The sequence below is a fragment of the Planctomicrobium stercoris genome, from assembly GCF_051465655.1.
GTDB lineage: Bacteria > Planctomycetota > Planctomycetia > Planctomycetales > Planctomycetaceae > Planctomicrobium.
Genome location: NZ_CP195791.1, coordinates 121,691 through 145,156 on the forward strand (window position 1 = coordinate 121,691; position 23,466 = coordinate 145,156).

General features: G+C 57.1%; 21 protein-coding genes. 9 read left to right on the plus strand and 12 right to left on the minus strand.

Features of this window, described 5'->3' with window-relative positions; genetic code table 11:
- Positions 1–34: 34 nt before the first annotated feature.
- Positions 35–484 carry a YkgJ family cysteine cluster protein gene (locus SH661x_RS00495; protein WP_437226954.1) on the minus strand — a complete coding sequence of 150 codons (450 nt, stop codon included), beginning with the start codon at positions 482–484 and terminating at the stop codon, positions 35–37.
- 221 nt (positions 485–705) lie between these two features.
- Here SH661x_RS00495 and SH661x_RS00500 point away from each other — a divergent pair, with 221 nt between their 5' ends.
- From SH661x_RS00500 to SH661x_RS00515, 4 genes are all read left to right on the plus strand, one after another.
- Entirely contained in the window at positions 706–804 is a 99-nt protein-coding gene (locus SH661x_RS00500) for a 50S ribosomal protein bL37 (protein ID WP_437226956.1), read from the plus strand.
- 374 nt (positions 805–1,178) lie between these two features.
- The gene (tsf, locus tag SH661x_RS00505; RefSeq protein WP_437226958.1) at positions 1,179–2,012 is read left to right on the plus strand and encodes a translation elongation factor Ts; all 834 of its coding nucleotides are present in this window, start codon (positions 1,179–1,181) and stop codon (positions 2,010–2,012) included.
- Between the two features lie 96 nt (positions 2,013–2,108).
- Complete coding sequence (locus SH661x_RS00510; RefSeq protein ID WP_437226960.1) at positions 2,109–2,771, plus strand: DMP19 family protein; 663 nt, start codon at positions 2,109–2,111, stop codon at positions 2,769–2,771.
- Entirely contained in the window at positions 2,768–3,100 is a 333-nt protein-coding gene (locus SH661x_RS00515) for a Rieske (2Fe-2S) protein (protein ID WP_437226962.1), read from the plus strand. Before SH661x_RS00510 ends, SH661x_RS00515 begins: the two co-directional genes overlap by 4 nt.
- Positions 3,101–3,131: 31 nt before the next feature.
- Here SH661x_RS00515 and SH661x_RS00520 read toward each other — a convergent pair whose 3' ends face one another.
- The 3 genes from SH661x_RS00520 to SH661x_RS00530 all read right to left on the minus strand — a co-directional run bounded on the left by SH661x_RS00520 (position 3,132) and on the right by SH661x_RS00530 (position 5,296).
- Positions 3,132–4,139: an alpha/beta hydrolase family protein gene (locus SH661x_RS00520; RefSeq protein ID WP_437226964.1), complete on the minus strand. Its 1,008-nt coding sequence runs from the start codon at positions 4,137–4,139 to the stop codon at positions 3,132–3,134.
- Positions 4,140–4,218: 79 nt separating this feature from the next.
- Positions 4,219–4,590: an STAS domain-containing protein gene (locus SH661x_RS00525; protein ID WP_437226966.1), complete on the minus strand. Its 372-nt coding sequence runs from the start codon at positions 4,588–4,590 to the stop codon at positions 4,219–4,221.
- A 142-nt stretch (positions 4,591–4,732) separates the two neighbouring features.
- Entirely contained in the window at positions 4,733–5,296 is a 564-nt protein-coding gene (locus SH661x_RS00530) for a DUF2617 family protein (protein WP_437226968.1), read from the minus strand.
- Positions 5,297–5,928: 632 nt separating this feature from the next.
- Here SH661x_RS00530 and SH661x_RS00535 point away from each other — a divergent pair.
- Positions 5,929–6,771: a hypothetical protein gene (locus tag SH661x_RS00535; protein WP_437226970.1), complete on the plus strand. Its 843-nt coding sequence runs from the start codon at positions 5,929–5,931 to the stop codon at positions 6,769–6,771.
- 27 nt (positions 6,772–6,798) lie between these two features.
- Here the strand turns inward: SH661x_RS00535 and SH661x_RS00540 are convergent, their stop codons facing one another.
- Positions 6,799–8,874 carry a protein kinase domain-containing protein gene (locus SH661x_RS00540; protein WP_437226972.1) on the minus strand — a complete coding sequence of 692 codons (2,076 nt, stop codon included), beginning with the start codon at positions 8,872–8,874 and terminating at the stop codon, positions 6,799–6,801.
- Positions 8,875–9,149: 275 nt separating this feature from the next.
- Here SH661x_RS00540 and SH661x_RS00545 point away from each other — a divergent pair, with 275 nt between their 5' ends.
- Positions 9,150–11,195, plus strand: a complete 2,046-nt coding sequence (locus tag SH661x_RS00545; protein ID WP_437226974.1) for a GDSL-type esterase/lipase family protein — start codon at positions 9,150–9,152, stop codon at positions 11,193–11,195.
- A 37-nt stretch (positions 11,196–11,232) separates the two neighbouring features.
- On the opposite strand, the gene SH661x_RS00550 is transcribed toward SH661x_RS00545, so the two are convergent.
- Positions 11,233–12,222 (minus strand): hypothetical protein, encoded by a 990-nt coding sequence (locus SH661x_RS00550; protein WP_437226976.1) that lies wholly within the window; start codon positions 12,220–12,222, stop codon positions 11,233–11,235.
- Positions 12,223–12,642: 420 nt separating this feature from the next.
- Here SH661x_RS00550 and SH661x_RS00555 point away from each other — a divergent pair, with 420 nt between their 5' ends.
- Entirely contained in the window at positions 12,643–13,086 is a 444-nt protein-coding gene (locus tag SH661x_RS00555; protein ID WP_437226978.1) for a response regulator, read from the plus strand.
- A 109-nt stretch (positions 13,087–13,195) separates the two neighbouring features.
- A complete protein-coding gene (locus SH661x_RS00560; protein WP_437226980.1) occupies positions 13,196–13,858 on the plus strand; it encodes an FHA domain-containing protein in 663 nt (220 codons plus the stop codon).
- A gap of 100 nt (positions 13,859–13,958) precedes the next feature.
- Here the strand turns inward: SH661x_RS00560 and SH661x_RS00565 are convergent, their stop codons facing one another.
- The 6 genes from SH661x_RS00565 to SH661x_RS00590 form a co-directional block, all read right to left on the minus strand.
- Positions 13,959–14,927 carry a hypothetical protein gene (locus tag SH661x_RS00565; RefSeq protein WP_437226982.1) on the minus strand — a complete coding sequence of 323 codons (969 nt, stop codon included), beginning with the start codon at positions 14,925–14,927 and terminating at the stop codon, positions 13,959–13,961.
- A 293-nt stretch (positions 14,928–15,220) separates the two neighbouring features.
- Entirely contained in the window at positions 15,221–17,065 is a 1,845-nt protein-coding gene (locus tag SH661x_RS00570; RefSeq protein ID WP_437226984.1) for a DUF4340 domain-containing protein, read from the minus strand.
- Positions 17,066–17,154: 89 nt separating this feature from the next.
- The gene (locus SH661x_RS00575; protein WP_437226986.1) at positions 17,155–19,827 is read right to left on the minus strand and encodes a Gldg family protein; all 2,673 of its coding nucleotides are present in this window, start codon (positions 19,825–19,827) and stop codon (positions 17,155–17,157) included.
- A gap of 87 nt (positions 19,828–19,914) precedes the next feature.
- Positions 19,915–20,661 carry an ABC transporter ATP-binding protein gene (locus SH661x_RS00580; protein WP_437226988.1) on the minus strand — a complete coding sequence of 249 codons (747 nt, stop codon included), beginning with the start codon at positions 20,659–20,661 and terminating at the stop codon, positions 19,915–19,917.
- A 227-nt stretch (positions 20,662–20,888) separates the two neighbouring features.
- Entirely contained in the window at positions 20,889–21,905 is a 1,017-nt protein-coding gene (locus tag SH661x_RS00585) for a hypothetical protein (RefSeq protein WP_437226990.1), read from the minus strand.
- A gap of 128 nt (positions 21,906–22,033) precedes the next feature.
- On the minus strand, positions 22,034–22,471 hold the full coding sequence (locus SH661x_RS00590) for a hypothetical protein (protein WP_437226992.1): 438 nt from the start codon (positions 22,469–22,471) through the stop codon (positions 22,034–22,036).
- Between the two features lie 321 nt (positions 22,472–22,792).
- Here SH661x_RS00590 and SH661x_RS00595 point away from each other — a divergent pair, with 321 nt between their 5' ends.
- Positions 22,793–23,431, plus strand: coding sequence for an OmpH family outer membrane protein (locus SH661x_RS00595; protein ID WP_437226994.1), 639 nt, complete (start codon positions 22,793–22,795; stop codon positions 23,429–23,431).
- Positions 23,432–23,466: the final 35 nt, after the last annotated feature.

Sequence of the window (23,466 nt, forward strand, 5' to 3'; positions counted from 1 at the left end):
AAGCCCGACGATTGCATCGTCGGGAGAAATTTCATTACGCGATCACCGGCAGCGAAACGGTACTCGCAGCAACCGGCCGGGTCGAGAAACGGTGGGGCTTCTCCGGCGGCATCACAGCCAGGGCAAATTCCCACAGCTGCTCGGGAGTTTCGAAGTACTTTTCGTAGACCGCATCATCATCATACTCGCAGTTGTCCGTGGAGTAGGAGCGGCAGATGTCAGGACGGTCTTCGTAAATTCCGCACAGGTTATCCGGCCGGAGGTGCTTGCAGTCGGCGAACACCATCAGATACCAGACGGAATCTTCGACAAACACCCCGACCCTGCCATGCAGCATGAACCATCGCAGATAGCTGAAGTCTTCCCGCTTTTTCGGGGTATCGATCGGGAACGCGAAGTAACGGCAGCACTTGGCTGAGCAGTAGGAACAGAGGACTTCCCCGGCGGGAAGGTCTTCCTTGCGCATTTTCACCGTCGCGGTCATACATCCTCCAGAGGGGTCATTTCTGGACGGAAGTGTATCGCCCCGTGCTCCTTCCGTCGAGGAAACGCCCGCAAACTCCGAACTGCCAGAGACTTGAAAAAGGCCGGGGAACACGCTTTTCAATTCGAAAAAATGTCGATACACTCTTTCGTTTCCCCAAAATGACAATTTCCCGGCCGCCAGTCAGGTACCGGGGTTCAATAAAAAAAGAAGAGGCAGCCATGGCCAAGACACAGCGGAAGTTGAAGAAAGCAAATCACGGTGCACGTCCGGCCAGCTCCAAGGCTCGCCGTCTCAAGCGCGCTGGAATCAAGACATAATCGACGGCAATTCACTTTGCCTGACAGTCGAAAACATCAAAGGACGCTCCAAATGGCGTCCTTTTTTGCTGCGCCCGCTGTTCAACTCGCCAGCGCAGGGAGAAGGCGAAACAGCGAGTCTCGCCGGGCGTTGTGGACTGAGTCCTCCGGAATCACAACCTGACGCGTTTGTTTTTTCCTGTGTTTTGAAGCGATTCGCGACTCTCCATTGTCGGGATCGCTGGATTTCGCAAAAATATCAGTCAGGCGTGTTACCGCAACGGCTCGTGTTGCGTCCGCACTGAAATACATCCGTCGTCATCAGGGCTGCGCGGTCCTGTTGCGGTCGGCGGACGATGTTGGAATCAACGGAATCAGATGAGGGAGAATCGGCGATGGCCGAAGTGACAGCTGCAGCCGTCAAGGCGCTGCGAGAAAAAACCGACCTGCCCATGATGGACTGCAAAAAAGCACTCGTGGAGGCCGGCGGCGACGAAGACAAGGCGATCCAGATTCTGTCCGAACAGGCTGGCAAGACCATCGCCAAGCGGGCTGCCAACAGCACCAACGAAGGCCGGATCTTCACTGCTCTGGCTGACGACGGCAGCGAAGCAGTCGCTGTGGAGGTCCTGTGCGAATCCAATCCCGTGGCCGGCAGCGAAGGGCTGGCTGCTCTCGGAAACGCTCTGCTTCAGCAGCTGCTCAAGGGACCAGGCGCCCAGACTGGCGAAGAACTGCTCACGCAGGCCAATCCCAGCGGCGGCACGCTCAAGGAACTGTTCGAAGCGACCGTGAACAAGATTCGCGAGAAGATCGTGGTCGGACGGGTCGTGAAGGTCAAAGGTCCGGTCGGCGTTTACGTCCATCACGACGGCAAGACCGCTGTGCTGTTCGAAGCGGAAGGGACTGCCAAGGACACTTCCATTCTGCGTGACGTGGCAATGCACATTGCTGCCATGAAGCCGACCGTTGCCACCGTGGAAGGTGTCGATCCGGCCGCTGTGAAGGCAGAACGGGATCGCCTGAGTGCTGAAGCCCGCGCGACCGGCAAACCGGAAGCGATCATCGAGAAGATGGTCGACGGCCGGATGGGCGTGTTCTATCGTGACGTCGCCGGCGTGCTGACGGAACAGCCGTTCGCCAAGGACGACACCAAGACCGTCCGCCAGGTGCTGGCTGAGAATGGCCTGAAGGCGAAGAACTTCACCCTGATCGTCCTGGGTACATAATTGCCGATGAGCAACCTGAGATAGATTGCGAGCCGGAACGTTCTTGACGAATGTTCCGGCTCGAATTTTATGCGATCTCGAAACTCGGAGTCTGCAATGATTCGATGCCCGGAATGTTGCGGTGAAATCCTAGGCCCAGAATATGTGTGCCGCATTTGCGGCCCTCGCATCTCAGAACGCTCGCTGCCGTTTCTTCAGTTTTCCACCAGTGGGGAGGATCGCTTTAACCTTCTGAACTTCTACCACTTCTATTGCCATGATTTTTTGACTCGGCAAGGAGGTTACAAGTCAGACAGTCCGCCCGAACATGTACTCTTTTCATCCCTTCCATGGGCCGTGACCGCTGGATATCGGCTTGTTGCATTGGACAGCGAAGTTCGCAATGGGGGTTTCTATCAATGGCTCACCAATTCAAGCGGACAATACAGCCATGAGACTTTAGAAATCCTTTCTGTGATCAACGCTCACTCACACGTGCAGTTAGTGCAGCAAGTTCTGGATGTGAATTCGAGAATCGAAGAAAAATATCCCTCATATCGCGATCGCTGGGACCGTGCTGCATCGTGCCAACAGAGGGAAAGTGATACTGCATTCTGGGAGGATATCGAAGCCAACTTCTTGCCGCAGTTTGATGAACTGTCGAACGAATTTTATTCCCTTGAAGAACGCGACACTTATTCAAATTACTTCTACAGCTACGTGAATGACAACCCGCATCTTTGCTGCACATTCGGTGACAAGAGCCAAGGACCGGCATGATGGCTAATTTCATTCCCATCGCCAAAGTGGGCGACATTCCTTCTGGCGAAGGCCGGACGTATCCGGTTCACAGCAAGATGATTGCCGTGTTCTTCGCGGACGGTGAATACTTTGCGATCGACGATGCCTGCCCTCACATGGGAGCGTCGCTGGGAGCAGGCTGGGTCGAGAACGGGGCGGTCATGTGCCCGTGGCACGCATGGCGATTCTGCATCCGCGACGGATCCTGGCTCGACAATCCGAAATCGCCCCTCAGAGCAGGCTCTTATCCCGTGGAGATTCGAGGGGATGACATCTGCGTGGCCGTTCTACAGGAAAATCCCGGCTGACGACCAGCGAAAACGAACGAGTCCTCTGCTATCACTCAGAGATCTTTCGCGACTGCTTTTCGAGCCAGGCGCAGGCGGCAGCAGGCAGACCTTCATGTCCGCCATCAAAAAGCGAGACTCGGGCAGCACCTGCTCGCCGGCGAAGCACGATCTCTTTCTGATAGGCAGGGTCGAAGGATGTGTCATCCGGCTGTGGATGAGACAACTTCCGATTCGCCCCCAGCTCTTCGATTTCCTGATCACTGATCTGTGGTGACTGATGAGCAGCCGCCACCACGTTAAACGCCCTGAGCGAGTGGGCCACCGGAACTGAACCAGTATGACCGTCATGAATCCCAGCATTGATGTCCAGCGGCAGGTCACCCACATTGCTCAGCCAGGTCAGCGGCGAACGGTCACGATACTGCCGTTCGACCTCAACTGACGCTCCGGGAACTCCTCCACACATCTGAACGATGTTCGTGGCGTAGTTGTCCGGTTGTCCGTCCGGGCTGTGAAAGCGATACCATTCCACCAGATCGCTGATCGGAACCCACGCTGACGCTGCGGAGAATCTGTCGGGATGACGACCTGCCATCAGCAAGGTCATGTGTCCGCCTCCGCTCGTCCCTGCGAGGTAAATGCGATTCGGATCAACCTTGTATTTCTGCTTCAACCACTGCACGGCATCGAGGATGTCCTGCTGGGCCAGATCAGACCCGCCGGCCGCTGCATTGAAATTGGGACCGCGAAAATCCGGATGCAGATACAGCCAGTCGCGTTTGACCGCTTCCAGCTGCCACGCGGAGTTGTCCTGCTTGAAGTCCGAAGACCAGGAATGCAGGAAGACCAGGAGTGGACGCGGCTCGGTCAAGGCGGATTCCGGAGCCCAGATCAATGAGTGCTGCGGGGTTTGATCGAGCGTGCTGATCACCTCAACCTCGACAAGCGGGGGAAGCGTGACCTGCCCGGAAGCAGACTTGGGAACTTCTTCGCTGCAGTCTCCGAATGCGGCAGCCAACATCAGGCAACTGATCGTGACACAAATCCCTCGAACCATTGAGCCCGCCTTCCAGAAAGATCAAGTGATGATTCAGGCAACGAAGACAGAGAGTGTGCGTCAGGCCGACGCAAACACCTTAGGATCGTTTTTCTGTTCGTAGATCCATCACCCCGGCATCCCGGCTGGGATAGATCTTCCAGACCTGTGTGAGATTCGTAATCTCGAGAACGTCGCGGCAGTAAGGATGAACATTGCACAGCCCGAATCGGCCGCCGGGCTGTTCTTTCACGCAGTTCCAGCAGCGAACCAGCAACTCAATGAAGGACGAGTTGAAGAACTCCACCCCCTGCAGATCAATCAGCAGATGAAGAGAAGGTTCCGCAGCAGCCAGCAGCGCCGGCGTCATGTCGTCCGGGAGAGACCCCTGAATGGATGCAGCTGAAGGACCGAAGGAAACCACGGTGACGTCGTCTTGGCGATCGGTCTTCACCAGATTCTCAGTGGCCATGGACTGCCCCGCACCTTGCCTTGTTTCCCACAACGACTACCGTGGGTCTCATCCTACCTGTGTGGCAGTGATTGTCAATTCGCACCGAGGCCCCTGCACAGCCAACCCGACATTGTTGCATTCCCGCAACATCGATGACCGGTCACTTCTGATCTTTGCCAGCACCGAATTCAATCAGGGACTGGGTCCTTAAGACAGCCAGATCTTCCGGAAATGTATGGAAGGTGTGGACCGTGAGCATGTGTTCGTTCCCCTCGACCTGAATCAGACTCAAGGGACCCGGCAGGAGACGATTGTGGGCGGGGAACTGATACGACAGAAATGCCCGGGAGGCCGCAATCTCCAGTTCGAGCTGGACGCGAGTGAAGATGGCGAAGTCGACAGCATCGACCTGACCCGCGAAGTGGTACTCCATGGGCTGAGTCGTCTCAACCACCAGCTCTTCGTCATCGCTGAAGAAGTATGTCTGCTGCATCCCGTAGGTGGAAAGCACCTGCTGATCGGGCGCGGTGACTTCAACGATCGTCTTCCCGTTTGAAGAGACCTGAATGAAGTGGCCTCCCTGACAGATTCCGATACTGGCATCGTACCGTGAAGTGCGGATTCTTCCGGAGGCAGCGGGGCTGAACAATTCCGGATGCAGCGGCCGATCGAAGAATCGATAGGACGTTTCAGAGATACTCGGGCGAATGCTTTCGGTGGGCATGGGAGGAGGAGCTTTCACGTTGAGGTGAACATCCTGAAATGGTGAATTCCCGGCTGCCTGTCATCCCAAGTATAGGACTCGTCCTGACAAGAGCGAAGCACCTGTTTCGCGTCTTTTCAAAACTCCGAAATCCTCTGAATTTTGGCAAACAGAGAGTTGCGAAACGTCATTCGCGAGTGTACCTCGCTGGCGGGAGAGCAGTGAGTGGTGGCATCTGATTCGACGAGAATCCCGGATTTTTTTCACCACGGAAAGCACGGAACTCACGGAAGAAGAGGAGAGGAACCGCGAATTAGGCGAATGCAGCGAATAGGTCTTTACTGATTCGCCCCATTCGCGCGATTCGCGGTTGAATCTCATGCATTTTCTTTGCGAACTCTGCGATCTCTGCGTTTCAAAATTGCTGAAGACCGCAGCATCTTCCTGCAAACCCTCTTTCTAATTTTTCCGTGTCATTCCGTGCCTTCCGCGGTTCCTCCTTGAACCCCATATCGCACACGTTCGGCAGGGCCTGCCGGTTCTCTGGATCTGAGTGGGCGGAATCCCGATGCGAATTGACCTGTTTCAATTGAAGGCATACTGTCGCGACGGAAACTGCCCTTCGGCATCAGCAGTGGTTGTCAGCGACATTCATGGAACCGGACAAAAAGCTTGTGACAGGCCTGATCTGGCTGGCGGGAGTCATCTCCCTGCTGAGCCTGAACAGCTGCGCGCTGCTGATCCCCGGTGCCGAACAGCTGACTGTTCATAAAAACCCGCTGCCGCCAATTGTGGAATCGCGGGACACGATCGACCTGGAAGTCTATTTCATCGATCGCCGTATCGGTGACCCTCTGATCGGTGACAGCCTGTGGTCATCACTATCGAGTGTTTCTGCCGTTGCTCCGGAGAATCGGGCGCATCTGGCAGAGGATGGATTCCGCTTCGCCATGGCTTCATCGCGTCCGCCGCGGACATTGCAGTCGCTGCTGCAGCTTTCGGATGAACAGGACCCGGCACGCCGAGTCGTCCCCCACCGCTACACACTTCCTTCAGGACAGGAGACCTTGTTGATGGTCTCCACTGTTCCCGATGGAACTCCGCTCGTCCGCAAGGTTCAGGATACTGTCAAAACCACGGAACTCAATCAGGCACAATGCCTGTTGCGAGTGAGCGCACAACGTGTTGAGGACGGGTGGTCGAAGCTGACCATCACTCCGGAAATTCGGCACGGAGCGTCCACCCTCAGGCCGATTGCGACAGACCAGAGCTGGCAGTATCACGAAGGCCAGCAGGTCCTCCCCTTCTATCAGCATCGGCTCTCAGCGGAGTTGAACACCGGGGAAGTGGTTGTCCTCGGTCTCGATCCCTCCCGCCCGGAAGGCCTGGGATCGTGCTTCTTCCGCAGCGACGTCTCCTCAGGGATCGAACGCCTGATTCTGATTCGCGTCGGAGAGATGCGAAGAGTGAATCCCGTGCGGGCCGAGAACCAGTAACACGTTCTTCATGATCGAAGGCTCGACCTACGGGAGCTTCGGGGTTTCCACGAACGGATAGTCCGGAGTGCTCAGACCTTCTTTCATGAAGGTGACCAGATCGCGTTTCTCCTGCTCGGTCAGATTGAGCGGGAAGATCTCTTCATCCTGCTGCTCGTTGCCGTCGCCCCCCTTGTTGTAGTGCTCGACCACCTCTTCCAGCGTTGCCAGTTCGCCGGAATGCATGTATGGAGCAGTGCGGGCGATTTCCCGAAGCGTCGGAGTCTTGAAGGACCCTCGGTCTCCCAGCAGATTCGTTTCTTTTTCGCGTCCGACATCACGCGGAACTTTTCCGGTCCCGATCCCGATATTATGAAAACCGTGATCGGTCAGCAGTTCACCAGCGTGGCAGGCACTGCAGTGCCCCGTGTTGAAGAAGATCTCCATTCCCCGCTGAGCCGCTTCAGAGAGTGCTGTTTTGTCTCCCGCCTGAAAGCGGTCGAACGGTGTATTTCCCGCGAGGATGGTCCGCTCGAACGCTGCCAGTGCCCGGGAAATGTTCAGCGCGGTGACACCGTCATCGAAGATCTTGTTGAACTGCTCTTTGTAACCTGGAATGGCAGCGATCTTCTTGGTCACGAACTCGGGCGAAGGCATCCCCATCTCGATGGGATTCATCATCGGCCCCAGAGCCTGTTCTTCAAAATTCTCCGCACGACCGTCCCAGAAGAAGAACTTCGAATAGGCAGCGTTCACGATCGACGGTGAGTTGCGTCCCCCCACCTGCTTGCCGATCCCTTCGGAGCTTGCTTTCGCATCACTCCATCCTAGTGCGGGATTGTGACAATCGGCACAGGAGACGCTGCTATCCAGCGACAGACGACGATCAAAGAACAGTTGTTTGCCGAGTTCCACCTTGCTTTGCGTCAGTGGATTGTCGCTGGGAATGGAAATGGCCTTCAGTCCCAGCGGAGGAGTCAGCGCCAAGGCGCGTTCGGCTCTCAACTCCGACTCCGTGGTACGTGCACTCTGCGCGGAAGCGAGGGCCAGCTGTTCCTTTTCACGAGCACTCCGCTGCAGGGTGATGACAGCCACAGCTGCGGCAAATCCTGTCAGGCAGAGCAGAAGTCCAAGAGCCGTCACAACAGGGGCACGCTTGATCCGGCGAACCATCCGCTCCGTCATGCTCAGTGGTCGTGCGACCACGGGCTCACCATCCCGGAACCGACGCAGGTCTTCAGCGAGCGCGAGAGCAGATGAGTATCGATGCTCCGGCTCTTTCCGGAGACACTTCATGCAGATCGTTTCCAGATCCGGATGAATTTTCGGATTCTTGATCCGGACTGAAGCAGGGTCCCGCATCCGGACATCGTAGAGCGTTTCCAGAATGGTCTCGCCTGCAAAAGGACGTTCTCCGGTGAGGAGTTCATAGAGAATGACCCCCAGCGAAAAGACGTCCGTCGCTGGTCCAATGTTCGTAACCTTGCCGGAGGCTTGTTCCGGAGACATGTAGTGCGGAGTGCCGACGATATCTCCAGCTCGGGTCTCACTGGAATCGCTGTCGATCCGCTTGGCGAGGCCGAAGTCGGAAATCTTCAGCTGACCATCCTCACTGATCAGAACATTGGCCGGCTTCAGGTCGCGGTGAATGATCCCCTGGGAATGAGCCACGTGAATTGCTCGGGCCAGCGTCTCCACCCACTCCACAACCGTCTTCGGCACAGGGCGTTCACGCGCAATGACCGATTCCAGAGATCCTCCGGAGACGAGTTCCAGCGAGAAATAGGGGCGGCCGTCGGCGACGCCATAATCATACAGTTGAACAATATTGGGATGCTGCAGATGCGCGACAGCTTCAGCTTCGATCTTGAAGCGATCCCGGTTCTTGGCGTCAGAGGCCATCGACATCGTCTTCAGGGCGACACGACGCCCGACGCTGAGCTGAATCGCCTCAAAAACGATTCCCATGGCCCCGCGGCCGATCTCCCGTTCGATCTGATAACCGTCGACCGACAGCCACTCCTGAGAAAAGCGGACGGTCTCGCCTGCCGACGACGATGCGGTCCCGTGCCCGGGGCTCACGTGCGGAGTCGTGTTCGACTTGCCTGCTTGAGAATCTGCCATCGATTGCCTGCCAGCCACCAAAGACTGATGGAGAAATGCATCCGCATCACGCCCGAGAATCTTACCACAACGCCCGGTGGGGAGAACTGCTCAACGCCACACCGGCAGGAATTTCTAACGGAAAGTCGAGCCGGCATGACCGTCAAACGTGAGACATCACAATTTCCTGACAGTTCACTCCAAGTGAATTCACGTCACTCGAAAACTCCGTTAGTCTCGTCATATCAGATCAATTTTACCTGATTACTGTTGTCGAATTTCAACGGAGTTACAGAATGCGTCGATTCTTAACGCTCAGTTTCAGCTTGCTCTGGCTGCATGCCCTGCCGCTCTGGGCCGCCGAACCTGAACCATTTCCCGGCACTCCGTCCGACTGGAACGGTTTCCAGAAGTTTGAATTCAAAGTTGCGGGCCAACTGGTGACGGTCGTCTGCCCGAAGACTCCGGCCCCCGGACGCCCCTGGGTCTGGCACGGCGAGTTCTTTGGACACAAACCGGCTCCGGATATTGCTCTGCTGGAAAAGGGATTTCATGTGGCGTACATGCTGGTGCCCGACAAGCTTGGAAGTCCCGGTGCGGTGAACTACTGGAATCAGTGTTACGCGGAACTGACCGGGAAGTACGGGCTTGCTGCGAAACCAGCTCTGGTCGGTCTGAGCCGTGGAGGGCTGTACTGCTACAACTGGGCCGCTGCCAATCCTGACAAGGTCGCCTGTATTTATGCCGATGCTCCTGTCTGCGATTTCAAGAGCTGGCCGGGGGGCAAAGGGACCGGCCCTGGAGATGCACGTAACTGGCAACTGGTTCTCGAGAACTACGGCTTCAAGGACGAAGCGGAAGCGATGGCCTACAAACTCAATCCCGTGGACAATCTGGCTCCACTGGCAGCAGCAAAAGTTCCACTTCTTCATGTCTATGGCGACGCCGATGAGATTGTGCCCTGGGAAGAGAACACGGGACTCGTTGCTGAGCGTTATCGGGCCCTGGGAGGGGACATCACGCTGATCGTCAAGCCGGGTGTCAAACATCATCCTCACGGACTGGAAGATTCCACTCCGATTGTTGAATTCATTGAGAAGCACGCATCGGTCGCACCCGCTCCTCCCAAGTTCGCTCCCGTGAAGGCCGAGCTGATTCGTCCTCGACAGGGGTTGGGAAACTTCTTCACCAAGTTGCTGAAGGGAGGACCGATCAAGATCGCTTATCTCGGTGGTTCGATCACAGCAGCGGACGGCTGGCGGGTGAAGACACGGAATCGACTGGAAAGCGACTTCACCAATGCCCGCGTGAGTGAAATTCATGCTGCCATTGGCGGAACCGGCAGCGATCTGGGAGTGTTCCGTGTCGAGCATGATGTGCTGCGGTTCAAGCCAGACCTGTTGTTCATTGAATTCGCTGTCAATGACGCAGGAGCCCCGCCCGAGCAGATCTGGAGATGCATGGAAGGGATTGTCCGGCAGACCTGGACCAGCAATCCCACCTGCGACATCTGCTTTGTTTACACGTTCCGGACTGGATTCGAAAACGATCTCCTTCAGGGAAACTGCCCGCCATCAGCGTCGGCCATGGAAATGCTGGCCGACCACTACGGCATCCCTTCCATCAATTTCGCGAAAGAGATTGTGGAACTTCAACAGGCCGGCAAGCTGGTTTACGAATCCGCGGAGGCAACTCCCGAGGGAGTGATCAGGTTCTCGACCGATGGCGTGCATCCTCTCGACGCGGGACATCAGATCTATGCAGACATCGTTCTGAAAGCGTTTCAACAGATGGAATCCAAGGATCCCCCCGTGGATCACAGCGTGCTCCTGAAGACTCCGTTCGTTCAGGATCATCTGCAGGCGGCAAAAATGGCTCCGATCGATCCCGCGATGCTCTCTGAAGAATGGTATGAACTCGCTCCGGATTCCTCGCTGTCGAAGAGCTTTTCAAATCGTCTGGGAACGATCTGGGAAGCTGCTCAGCCAGGCAGCAGCCTCTCATTCCGCTTTCGTGGTTCGGAAGCAAAGCTCTACGACATTCTCGCTCCGGACGGGGGTCAGGTGACCATCACCGTCGACGGGAAAACGCAGGACAAACCGATCCCCCGCTTCGACTCGTACTGCACCTACCCGCGCATCGCCACGTTGACCGTTGCTCAGGATCTGAACCCCGATGAAACACATACTGTGACCGTCACGGTTCACCCCGAGCAACCGGATCGATCCAGCGTCGCCTTCCGCCTGAAGGATCCCGAAAAGGAACTCAAAGAACCCAAGTATCAGGGGACCAACGTTCGAGTCGGGAAGATTCTCGTCGTCGGTGAAGTACTGCCTAATTGAAGATCCACAGGGGGATCTTTCGAGGGGGCAATCAACTTCAATGTCCGACCGAGTGCGGGGTGGAAGTGACTGACGGAGTGGGAGATGTGGCCACCGCCTCATCCGCCAGTTCGTCCGCAAGGTAGCGACTGTAAAGCACGCTGGCATCGCTCGTCATGTGCACACCATCCGGGAACATACTCGAGGTGATTCCCGGGATATGTCGGCAATCGATGAGTCGGATGTTTTCGCTCTTCAGGAGATCCAGCAGCGCCGGATCCAGCTCATATTCCGCAGCCACAGGCATGGCCGCCAGTACGACCGTGACATTCTGCTCGCGGGTCATCTTCAGAAATTCCTTCAGTCGATCGTACGTGGGAGCGGGCATCTTGCGCTCCGCCAGCTGCGATTGCCGCGTGTTCAGTTCCTGACTGCCATCCCGATAGCCGGGAATGACCATGTCGAGGATGCGGCGCTGAAGGCGGTCTCGATTGCCGCACATCGCGGAAACCGTGCAGAGCAGATAGGCCGCACGATCTTCGAACGTCTTGAGGTCATAGCGACATAGCTCCGGCCAGTCCCCGAGGTCGCAGTAGTATTGAGCCAGGCGACCGGGATGAGTCGTCGGCTTGTCTCTCAGGTGTCCTCCTTCGAACCCCAGGACCAGCACATCGGGAGCATGCTGCGCTTCGAAAAAGTAGTTCCGGTACGCGTAGAACCAGTCCGCCAGAGCGGTGTTGTCCGGATTGATCTTCAAGGTGGCTGGGTGGCGACCGGTCCTGGCTGTGAACTCGCGATCAAACTCCTCCGGAGAAACTCCGTACCGCGTCATGGAGTTTCCCAGAAAGAGGATGTGCGGATGCAGGGGGGCTTCCGTCAATTCGTTCGCCCGGGTCCCGAACGACCGCAAGTGCCCCACGTCGACTGACAGCTTGTCCTGAATGCATCGCATTCCGATCTCACCCGAGACCAGACCAGCCAGGACGAACATCAGCACCTTCCACTCCCCGCCGATGATCGTGCGCATCGCATGAAAGGCCTGGAACATCTTTGGAAGCAATTCTGTCTTAAGAAGAGTTCCCCCAGCAGCCCCCGACACCACTGATGCCGAAAGTCCACAAAGCCCGCCCGGGGATGGTCGAATTTTCCAATTCCTACCTCACAGGCGAGGAAGAGCGAGAAGGATAACACCATTCGTAATCTTCAATGTCCCTTCGTCAACGTTCGGATGAACTGTGTGGGCGCGCTGCCAAAACGCAACATCGCTTCCGACGATCCACGCTGCCGACATCAGCAAAGATCCGACGGCGGAAACGATGTTTTTCCTACAGACAGCTGCTGTCCATCGCGACATGTCGAAGCTGAGAATCCACGTATTCGTAGCCTGCGACAGAATTTCTGGCTGACAGGAGGTTTTGGCATGTTCTTCGCGGGGGCAAACATCCTAGAATTTCCCGGATGTCGAAACTTGCTCTTTCCTTTCGAGCAGGACGATGTGCAGGACGCGAAGCAGACGATTGGAACCGGGAGCAGAATTGTGGTCACCAGACGAGCTGATGCACGGCTCTTGATCGCCGATGATGATGTCAAATTTCGACAGACAGTTGTCGAAATTCTCTCTCCGTACTTCGATGTCATTGAAGTCCCCTCGGGAGAACAGGCCATCCATGTCGTCGAAACCACGATGGTGGACCTGGCCCTGTTCGACATGAATATGGATCTGCTCACCGGACTGGATGCCATCCGCTGGGTGCGTGAACATCAGCTGGAGATTCCGTGCATCCTGATGAGTTCGGACATCACGCTCGAAATTGAAACCGAAGCACGGGAGCTCGACGCCTTCTCGGTCATTCGCAAACCGCCTCGCAGATCTCAGCTGCTGGATACCATCCATTGCGCACTGGAGATATAGTGGATGCTCGCACAGCACCGCGGCTGGAGGCCGGGAGCTGAGACCGATTGAATGACCGCAGGCCGATGACTCGGGAGCGGGCTCCCGAATTCCTGTTCAAGACACTGCCATGCCAGATCTCACGTTTCAAGTCGTCGAAGGTCTCGAGGCAGGCAGGATCTTCCGCAATCTGACACCCCCGCTCACCATCGGACGTGAAGAAGACAACGACGTCCAGCTCAATGATGAGCGAATCAGCCGCTTCCATGCCAAAGTGCAGGAGGACTCCGGCCGGCTCATCCTGACAGACCTGGAGAGCACCAACGGCACTCGTGTGAATGGACATCCCGTCCGGTTGCGGGTCTTACGCAACGGCGACCTGATTATGGTGGGTCGGTGTGTTCTTCTCATGGGCGGTCCGGAAGAACTCAAAAAGCTGAAGAGCCGTCTGCGGCAATTTCCCCGCACCGACGACTCCTCCTTCGAATCGGCAACCGATTCCTCCGGACCGATCCTCGAAGCCAGCGAACTGAATCTCGCCTTTCCGGACGGTCCCCCTCCCGTCCCATCCCAGCTCAGCCCGCTGCAGACCGCGGAACTGGCAGACCTGCTCGAATATCTGCGAACGGAACTGGTCAACCTGATTTCGATGCCGGTTGAAGAGCTGCGAACCAGCGAAGGGGACTTCATCCGCGTTCAGCGAGATGTGTGGCAGGGACTCGAATCACTGGCCCCCGAACTCGCCCGCATGCTCAACAAGCTGACGAACGTCGACGACGTTCATCACGAATGAAGCCTGGAGAGCGGGGGACGTCAGTCCCCTGTTTCTGGTAGAATCCGGAGGTTGACACCTCCGGCTCGCCACAGAACACAGAGCAATTGTGAGAGCATCGCTAATTGTTCCGGTCCTGGAACTGGAGCTCGATCTGCTGTTCTTCCTCGGTCAGTCGGGAAGCAACGGTGATCTGATCCCGCACCTCAGCCTGAGCGCCCGGGACCCGGATGAGCAGCTCAGCTGTGCCGTCGATCACAGGAATCGATCGCCCGGTCCGTGCCCGGACCAGATCCCCCCCGGCATTGAAATACCAGGCGTCCAACGGGATCTTCTGCACGTAGCCGTCTGTCCCCTTGACCTGCCCGCTGAAGTCTGCCAGCCGGACACTCTTTCGTCCCTCGGGGACCTTCAGACGAATGACGATATGGTAGGGTTGCAAGCTGGCCGGCGCACTTCCTGGAGGTCCATGGACCACGCGCCCCTCGTTGCCAACTCCTTTGATAATCGGCCAGGCCCAGACACTGAAGTTGCCGGCACGGACTGCGTTGGGTGGCTCCATGATCCGGATCCCCCCTTCGCCGCCGATGCCGTCACCGATCCCTGTACCGCCTCCCTTTCCGCGGCCCCCTTTTCCTCCTCCGGGAACGCCGGGAATGGAAGGAAGGTCGCTGGGATTGACGTTTGGCAACAGCGTGGGAGCAAGGCTGGTGGAGTCGATGAGCAGGTTCTGAAAGGTGTTCCCGCTCGAGGGTTCAATGCGGGCGAGCGCCAGTTCCATGCCCCCCGGATCCCCGATCGCCAGCTGAGACTGATCTCCGTTCTGGATCACGCTGGTGATCGTTTCCTCACGTTCCAGCTGCTGCATGACGGGAATGGCCAGTGCCCCCAGCACGACCAGATGCAGCAGAAACGAAATCAGAAAACTCGCTCCTCCTTCGCCGTTCGCATATTCCCAAGCCCGCACCCAGGGAGTGCGTTCCAGCGTCACAACGCCATTTTCCGCGGAAGCTGCAGGCTGCACCGGGACTCTCTCCGTTTCGACACGAGGTCGACGTCCACGCACAGGGACTGGCGGAGGATTGGTCATGAAGAGCAAACGGCTGCAAGGTGCAGGACAAGCTGGAGTACTTCAGCGGGTATTATCCCACCTTTAAACTCGCACGGCAATCGGGATTTCAGAGACGACAGCTGTGGAAACGGCCCCGCGTGGACCTGTTCAACGCTTTCACACGTGAAAAACAGGGACGGGACCACATTTCATCGAGCTCCGCCCCGAAGCGACTTCAGAAAATCCATTGCGAGGCGGGACAGACGGCCCCGCGGCCACGACATGCCGACCCACAAAAAAAGCGGAAGGCGTGCCCCTTCCGCTCGTTGTGATCAGTTTGCCTCAGCCTCTGCCGGCGGCGATTCCGGCTCAGGACTGGTTTCCGTCTCTGGAGCGGGTTCCCCTTCAGGCTTCGTCTCCGGCTCGGAAGCAGGTTCTTTGGGCTCTTCAGTCTCAGCGGGAGATTCCGGGGTCGCGGGCTCCCCTTCGGGCTTCTCTTCCGGTTTGCCCGCTGCCGGGTCCTTGGTCTTGGATTCCGGAACCACTGCGACCGGTTCAATCAGTTCTTCACGCTTCAGCTTGAGCTTGTCGAAGACTTCTTCGGAGATCACGTAGTACCAGTCGGCGAATCGGGCATTGAGATCCGCCACTCGTTTTTCGCCCGCCTTCACGCGTTCGTTATAGGCCTTCTTCTGGATGTCATAAGCTTCTTTCTGAAGCTTGTATTCTTCCATCGCTGCTTCGTAGGCCTTCTGCGGATCGGGTTTCGCTTCTTCCGGCTTCTTCTCCGGAGCAGCTTCCGCTGCGGGAGCGTCTGCCTCAGCGGCCGGGTCCTTCGCCTCTTCTGCAACCTCTTTTGCTTCTTCTGCTTTTTCGGCTTCCGGAGCGGCAGCTGGTTCCTTCTCAGCTTCGGGCTTTGGCTTTTCCGGTTGAACAGGGGGAGTCGGTGCGGGGCCGAGCAGCGACTTGTCGAAATACGCTGTGACGAACAGATAACGGCTCTTCGTCAGGCCAGGTTTTGCAGGGTCTTCTTCGCCTTCTTTCTTCTCTTCAGCGTCAGCAGCATCCGAAGTTTCTCCTTCGGCCTGCTTGGCGAATTCTTCCGCTTCAGCAGCAGGCGACTTCTCCCCGCCCACTTCGATATCCACATCCGTTCCGGAGAACTCTTCACCGAAACCGAGTTCGTACAGCACGCCGTCCTGTGTGCCGACGTTGACCTTTCCTTCGTTGTAGACGAATTCGCCACTGCGGGTGATGAAGACCCCTTTCTGAAGCAGGTCCGCCTGAATAAACCGGTCGATCGAAATGGCGCCGTCCTTCGACTTCAACCCGGCGCTCAGAGCTTCCGGCTTGCGTCGCACTCCGACAATCTTGAGATCGGTCAGCGATCGCAGTACGGTTCCGATTTCGGCGGTCTTCAGTTTTTCAGCATCCGGTTTGAGATCCTTCATCGTCCAGTCCGCAGCGCCGGATTCACGGCTGATCTCAATCACCCCCTCCTGGACGACTTTTTCCTGAGTTTCATCCACGGAGTAACGGCTGATGATCAACTCGCGGACATCGTCCTGCTGAAGCTCAAGAATATCTTTGGAGATCCAGTCGGCGAACTTGGTCGAGACCTGAAAGTTGCCGAGATCTGCGGTGTAAATCCGATCCTCATCCGCACGGCGGACGTAGTACAGGTCGACGGAGTTCTCCGGCTTCTTGCCGACGATGAAATCGACCAGCACCTCATCCCCTTTGTACAGGGTGATCCTGTCTCCGCGACCTTCCGTTCCCGACAGCTCGGTATCGAGTGGATCGAGGACGTCGTATCGCTTCTGTGCGGACTTGGTTCGTTCGACGAGTGCTTCGCGCACGACGCCGATCATGGACGCTGCCGTCTTCGCCAGACTTTCTTTCCCATCGGCCGGATAATTGTGGTGGGAAGGAATCCGCCACAGTCCGTCTTTATTCTCCACTTTGAAGATTTCCGTCTTGCCGGTCGCTTCGTTGTAAGCAGCCACGCGCAGGGCGGTCGCGATACTGGGGTCGTTGAAGCCGGGATAGAACTCATCGCCGACGTCGGAAAAGTCTGCGATGTCTGCGGGCTTATTCGAATAGTAGGTGCTGGCCGCGACTGCCACGGAGGCTGCCGCGACTGCCACAAAGATCAATGTTTTGACTGTCTGAGTCATGTCACTCGTCCCACTGAAGGCATCTCACGAGGAGCTGCGCTAAAACATCGAACTGTTCCAAGGAGCAAATCGCTTTCGACCCGTCTGGTCTAATCTCTTCTGCGATCTGCGGAGATTCCCTTCCGCTCATCCACGAGTCTCGCCACCAACACGGCGATTCCCAGAATGATCGCGGGAAGCGGCGGAATGAACACCGCCCAGCGCCAGATCCCCCGCTCGACCTTGCGGATATCCTGCTGCGTTTCGTTCCGGACCAGCCGAACGGTTTCGTTCTTCTCCCGTTCGATTTCTTTTTCACGCTGCGTCAGTTTGCGGTCTTCCGCCTGCGTCGCATTCTGCAGTCGAATCTGCAGCGTCTGGGCATCCACATTTCCCTTCTCGAGATCTGCGCGAAGATCATCAAGCACCTTCTGCAGACGTTCTTTGGCATCGGCCAGTTCCTTCGCGGCAGCCTCGTCAGCTTTGGCGATTTCCTGGCTGCGGATCACTTCAAACTTCTTCTTGCGTTTCTCCAGCTCCACCAGCGTGCGATGCTGTGCACGGCGTTTCCGAAGATCGATAAAGCGATCATCCCCGGCCAGCGTGTCGACACAGTTCAGCACGAACAGCACGTTGTCGATTTTGAAATCGAGCATCTGCTGCTGCCAGACCTGAAACATGATGTCATGCACGAGGTCAACGTCCGCGACGAAGATGGCGTTCACTTTCCTGGAGCCGGTTCCCTTGACGTGGGCGGCCGTCACGTAGGTCTGATCCTGCGGTTTGTGGATGACGTTGAATTCATAGTTTCTGCCACCCATGAAGCCGGGCCGGGTAATCTGGTTCCAGTCGTTGGTGCCGGTGCTTCCCTTGCGGGTCTTCAACAGCCAGGTGACTTCCACATCCGAGTCACGTTCAGCAACAAATCCCGGTGCGAATGTGATGAGTTCCTGAAGCCCGGATGTGATGGGATTCTCGTCATTCATGCACTCCTTGCCGTCCAGGAAGATCAGTTCCGGAGGATAGGTGTTCGCGAACTTGGGGTGGGGATTGAAGGTATCGAAGACGCTCTTGCGAACATCCCACTTGATCCCCAGTGCCTTCAAGAGCGACGTCGCTTCACCACCGTCAGCCTTGGGTTCACCCCGATTCTGACCACCCAGCATCCCCATCATTCCGCCCCCCTGCGGGTTGGGCTTGGGTTCGAGCGGAGCCCAGATAATTCCCGAAGAGAAGTTGTTCGGTCCCCAGACAGGTGCCGGGTCGTCGAAGATCAGGACAGGCTTGCCGGCCTCGACGTAATGAACAAGGTTTTGCATCTGCGGCTCGGTCAACGAAGAGGGGAGAATCGCCACCAGCACATCCATCTCTGCTGTGATGGGGGAATTGGGGTCGATCTCTTTGACTTCGTACTGCTTCTTCAGCTCTTCAGCGATCTGCCATTGTGGAAGCTGTCGGAACGACTGCATGTCGATTCCGCCGGTGACCTTTGCATCGGTGGTCAGAATGCCGACGACGCTGCGTTTCTCATTTGCGACAGTCCCCACCGAGCGGGTGAGTTCGTATTCGATCGGCGTTCCGCGGTCAAAGAAGGGAATCAGAACGGAATCAAATCCGCTCGTCATCACGACTCCCAGATAAACGTCGTTCTGGGAGTAGCGTCCTCCTTCTTCGCTTTGAATCGGACGCGGCTGAATTCCCAGTGCCTCCGCCTGCTCAGCAGCGTGGCTGAAGGGCTCGACATCGACGATGCGGACCTGCACGTTCTTCCCGCCCCGGTTGTCGTACTCTTTCAGCTTGTTGATCAGGTCTTTCCGGATCGGCACATAATCCTGCGGAACGTCGGTCGAAATGAAGGCCTGAATCGTGACAGGCTTATCGTTCGGCACATTCTTCAGGATCTCAATCGTGGTCGGCGAAAGGGTGTGCAGGTTCTCCGACGTGGAATCGATACTTCCCCCGGCAATCGCCAGCGAGTAGGTCAGGCACAGTAGCGCCACCGCGAGACAGGCGACCCGCGCGAGGTATTGACCACTCATGCTGCCGGCGTTTTTCCCCCCGGCCCAGTGGCGACGGGCGATCATCACAGCGTTCAGGTACAGGAAGAACGCAGAGAGACCGACGAAGTAAAAGATGCCACTATAGCTCACCTTGCCTGAGGTGAATCCCTGGAGATGACCTGCGACTCCCAGCGGGTCGTTGATCCCCATGCGATCTTTCAGATAGGACTGAATCCCGGGGATCTGGTCGATGAATACCGGAATCGCGCAGATGACCGCTCCCAGCACGAAGGCGACCGTGGCACTGCTGGTGAGAACGGATGCGAACATCCCTGCCGACAGGAGTGCTGCCCCTGCCAGCCAGTAGCCCAGATACGTGGTGCCGATGAGACCCCAGTCCGGGTTCCCCAGCCATGCCAGCACCAGTGCATGCGTGAGCGAGAAGAGCAATGCAACCGTGTAGACCGCCAGCACCGCCAGATACTTCCCCAGCAGAATTTCGAAATCGCTCGCAGGAAGCGTGAACAGCAATTCGTCTGTTCCGAGTTTCCGCTCATCCGCCCAGGCGGTCATCGTGATCGCGGGAACGATGAACAGCAGCAGCAATGGGAACCGGGAGTTCAACTGATCCAGGTTTGCCAGATTGTTGGCAAAGAACTGATCGTTGAAGGCCAGAAATGCCCCGGCAACCACAAACACGACGATAAACAGGTATCCCAGCATGCCGGAGAAATAGCTCGCGACATTTCGCTTGAAGACAGCCAGCACAACGTGACTTCGCATTGTGAGATCTTTTAAATTCTGTCGATATTCGGGAGGGAGAAGCTGTCACAGCGGACAGCACCAATAGCAGCGGACGCCTGACTCGGATCAGCTGTGAGTCGGTCCGCCGGTCAGTTGTCGGAAGCGGGCATCCAGGTCGACGCCGGTCCCTTTCATCTCGGAGACCGGACCGTCCAGCACGACACGTCCCCGGTTGATCAGGATGACGCGACTGCAGACGGCATCGACTTCAGAGAGGATATGCGTCGACAGGAGTATCGTTTTCGTCTTGCCCAGTTCACGAATCAACTCACGCACCTGGAACGTCTGATTGGGATCCAGTCCGCTGGTCGGTTCGTCCAGAATGAGCACCTGCGGGTCATGCAGCAGGGCGTGGGCCATTCCCACCCGCTGGCGGTATCCGCGCGAGAGCTTGCCGATCTGCTTGCCCCAGACATCTTCCAGGGAACACTTCCCAGCGACGTAATCGAGCCGGTTTCTCAACTGCCCTGAACTCATTCCGCGGGCCTGTCCGAGATACTTCAGCAGGCTTTGCGGAGACATCTCGTTATAGAGAGGACCGTTTTCCGGGAGGTATCCGATCAGCCGGCTCGCCTCGATGCGGTCGTTCGACATGTCATACCCGCCGATGCGGGCGACCCCTTCGCTAGGGGAGAGGAAGCCGGTCAGCAGCTTCATCGTCGTCGATTTACCTGCTCCGTTGGGGCCCAAAAACGCGGCCACCTGCTGAGCGGGAACAGAGAACGTGACATCCTTTGTGGCAATGAACGGGCCATAGAACTTGCTGAGCCCCTGAGCCTCGATCATGGCAGCCGGCGGCGAACGTTCAATCATGAGCACTCCTCTTGCGAACTGGCAGCAAGCCCCGGGCCTGCAGCTTGAATGAGCTGCTCAGGTTATCCAAGGGGCTGCGGTCTGAATACTGTACCGTGGAAAAAGCAGGCTCTTTCCGCCGGGTTGGGAAACAGATTCAATCGTCAGAGCACTATTGAAAAAGACCGGAATCGATGCGTCAAGTCACGCGGAATTCGATTCGTACGCGAGCGGAACGGGCGGACGCACTACCGTCTGGCCCACTCCGGCACATCCGTTTCAGAAGCCATCGCAGGAGCCGAAGCTGGTGCAGCGACAACCGGATTCTGCGATGAAGATGAGGAACTTCCCAGACGAACCTTGGCTCGAATCGGATCCAGCGGGATTTCCTGTTTGACGGGGATGACGGTTGTCGGCTCGCGGCGGGCTCGAGCGATTGCCCCCATGTCGACCACTTTTCCGTGAGTCGGCATCTGCCACAACGCGACATTTCCGGTCGAACTCAGGCAGTTGATTTCCGGATTTCGAATATCCATCACCATCTGCATCCGGGCATCGGGCCATTCGAGAGTGACCATCAACGGCATCTCCGGACCATCGGCAATCCGGCTGTATTTATCCAGCCGTGCCCGCGCGAGGACTTTCCCTCCGGGGAGCCGGAGCAGATGCTCGCTCACACGCCCTTTGCAGACATTGACCCGAATCACCCGCTCGACATCTTCACCCAGCGGAGACTGACGCGAAGCAACCAGCTCGACATGACCGTTTTCGACATTGGGCCGTCGCAGCTCGAACTCTTCCGGATTCAATTCGACGACACCAAATACTTCCATGAGCCAGTCGGGATGAATATGGACCGGCATTTCCAGTTCCTGGATCGCCATCCCCACGTCTTCATGACTGGCAGTGAGCACCTGCGGAGACTCCTTCGACCAGATCCAGAACCGTTCCTGGTTCGAGCCGATATCTGCCTCCTGCCCTCCGGAGAGCGGGTTCGACACCAGCAGGCGGAAGTTTCGGGGTGCCTGAACTGCAATCGATGCGGGTAACCCCATCGGAATGCCGTCCACGTGCAGCCGGACCGAACCGGAACGCCAGGAGTTCAACCCGGCATGCTCCTCTGAACCGCGAACGTTCTGGTTCAAGTGAGCAACGATTTCTTCTTTGGAAGCCGACAGTTCCAGTGCACATTCAGCCTGATGCCGCCAGCGGGGGAGACTGCATCCAGTGGTGAGCAGCAGGACGAGTCCACACAGGATCGCCATTCGACGAAGCGATGCAGTCGAGAGTCGAGAGCCGAGAGTCGAGAGCCAAAGAGTAGATTTGCTGTTATTCGGCTTTCCGAAAATAGCCAATGACAATTGACCAATGACAAATGACAAATCCCACCCCATCATGCGGCTTCTCCTCCAGCAGTGAGCTGCTGATCGAGTGCCAGCCGCAGTTGAGTCATTTCGGCTTCGCTGAGCTGCTGGTCACGCACCTCAAACGGCCCTTCGCCTCGTGAACCGGACAGCTCCAGGAACTCAACGCCATCCCGTTCGTGGGAGCCATCCAGCCTCAGACGTCTTCGCTGAAGCAGGTAGAGCGCCAGCACGAAGCACATCTTTTCCTGCTGGGGATTGGAGGCTTCCACCAGTTGTTCGAAGTATTTCAGAAGAGTTTCCGCGTCGGTTGTGGCAACCTGACGGGCAGCGGGGATGGGAACGTGGCATTTCCAGAATCCGACCGCGTCCTCCGGCAGACCGGTCCATCCCTCGGCGCTGTAGTCCAGACGTTCCTGCTGGCCATGTCGTTCGACGAGGACCGAATAGCACAGCGCGCCCGGCACCAGGGGCTTTCCAGTCCCTGCGCAGGTTTTGCTGATCGGTCTGAAACGATAATCCATCATCGTCGTGGCATCGGGCCTGCCCCATGGAAGGGGCGGAAAGGGCGAAACAAAGGCTGAAGCGGCAGAATCCTACGCTCGAATCCGTTTTTGCCTCAAGGTGAAAACTCGATCTTTACGATCTCGAGAGAAATGATTTAAAACCTGTCCTACTGGGCCATTCTCACCCTGGAACCGGTCATTTCAGCCAGGCATGAGGTCGCCCGCAGGCACCCCATCCCCGTTCGCGTTCGCGAACTTCGATTCTCACCTCAGGAGATTTTTGTGGCTCGAAATTCACTCACCATCCTCGCCGCAGTCATCACATCTTGTTGTGCCTGCCTGGCCATCACCTGGGCTTTACAGCCACGAACCGGCGTTGCGGTCGTTGACCTGGACGAGGTCTCCCGACAGCTCGGCCGAAATCAGGAAATGCAGCAGAGCATCAAGCAGAAAACAGAAGCTGCACAGCAGCGGCTGGAATTCCTGGAAAAGGATGCGGTCGCTCAGCTGGAAGAAGCCCGACGTGCCATCGGAGCCACCCCGAGCCAGGAAGATTCGCAGAAGTTCCAGCAGATGCGACAGTCCGCCACAGTTCAGCTGAACCAGCTCAAGCAGAGAGCTGAACAGGAAGTCAGCGGCCATCGCCAGCAACTCGTCACCCAGTTCCGCGATCAGGCTCGCCCCGTCGTTGCCCAGGTTGCCAAGAAGCATGGCTTCGGGACTGTGATCACCCGCAACGATGCGTTCCTCTTTTCCTTCGAAAAGACCGTGGACATCACGGACGAAGTCGCACAGCTGATGGCTTCCTCTGCGCCGGCAACTGCTGCTGCTCCGCAGCCAAAAGCCGCACCGGCTCCTGAGAAAGCTGCTGCCCCTGCAGAGAAGTCGGCTGTCGAGCAGGTCAAACACGAAACCCGATAATTCAACGGACCTGAGTCACAACAGTCTCCGTTCAA

Coding starts and splice junctions, on each gene's coding strand:
- SH661x_RS00495 (WP_437226954.1), bottom strand. CDS start 484: ATGACCGCGACGGTGAAAATGCGCAAGGAAGACCTTCCCGCCGGGGAA.
- SH661x_RS00500 (WP_437226956.1), top strand. CDS start 706: ATGGCCAAGACACAGCGGAAGTTGAAGAAAGCAAATCACGGTGCACGT.
- tsf (WP_437226958.1), top strand. CDS start 1,179: ATGGCCGAAGTGACAGCTGCAGCCGTCAAGGCGCTGCGAGAAAAAACC.
- SH661x_RS00510 (WP_437226960.1), top strand. CDS start 2,109: ATGATTCGATGCCCGGAATGTTGCGGTGAAATCCTAGGCCCAGAATAT.
- SH661x_RS00515 (WP_437226962.1), top strand. CDS start 2,768: ATGATGGCTAATTTCATTCCCATCGCCAAAGTGGGCGACATTCCTTCT.
- SH661x_RS00520 (WP_437226964.1), bottom strand. CDS start 4,139: ATGGTTCGAGGGATTTGTGTCACGATCAGTTGCCTGATGTTGGCTGCC.
- SH661x_RS00525 (WP_437226966.1), bottom strand. CDS start 4,590: ATGGCCACTGAGAATCTGGTGAAGACCGATCGCCAAGACGACGTCACC.
- SH661x_RS00530 (WP_437226968.1), bottom strand. CDS start 5,296: ATGCCCACCGAAAGCATTCGCCCGAGTATCTCTGAAACGTCCTATCGA.
- SH661x_RS00535 (WP_437226970.1), top strand. CDS start 5,929: ATGGAACCGGACAAAAAGCTTGTGACAGGCCTGATCTGGCTGGCGGGA.
- SH661x_RS00540 (WP_437226972.1), bottom strand. CDS start 8,874: ATGGCAGATTCTCAAGCAGGCAAGTCGAACACGACTCCGCACGTGAGC.
- SH661x_RS00545 (WP_437226974.1), top strand. CDS start 9,150: ATGCGTCGATTCTTAACGCTCAGTTTCAGCTTGCTCTGGCTGCATGCC.
- SH661x_RS00550 (WP_437226976.1), bottom strand. CDS start 12,222: ATGTTCCAGGCCTTTCATGCGATGCGCACGATCATCGGCGGGGAGTGG.
- SH661x_RS00560 (WP_437226980.1), top strand. CDS start 13,196: ATGCCAGATCTCACGTTTCAAGTCGTCGAAGGTCTCGAGGCAGGCAGG.
- SH661x_RS00565 (WP_437226982.1), bottom strand. CDS start 14,927: ATGACCAATCCTCCGCCAGTCCCTGTGCGTGGACGTCGACCTCGTGTC.
- SH661x_RS00570 (WP_437226984.1), bottom strand. CDS start 17,065: ATGACTCAGACAGTCAAAACATTGATCTTTGTGGCAGTCGCGGCAGCC.
- SH661x_RS00575 (WP_437226986.1), bottom strand. CDS start 19,827: ATGCGAAGTCACGTTGTGCTGGCTGTCTTCAAGCGAAATGTCGCGAGC.
- SH661x_RS00580 (WP_437226988.1), bottom strand. CDS start 20,661: ATGATTGAACGTTCGCCGCCGGCTGCCATGATCGAGGCTCAGGGGCTC.
- SH661x_RS00585 (WP_437226990.1), bottom strand. CDS start 21,905: ATGGCGATCCTGTGTGGACTCGTCCTGCTGCTCACCACTGGATGCAGT.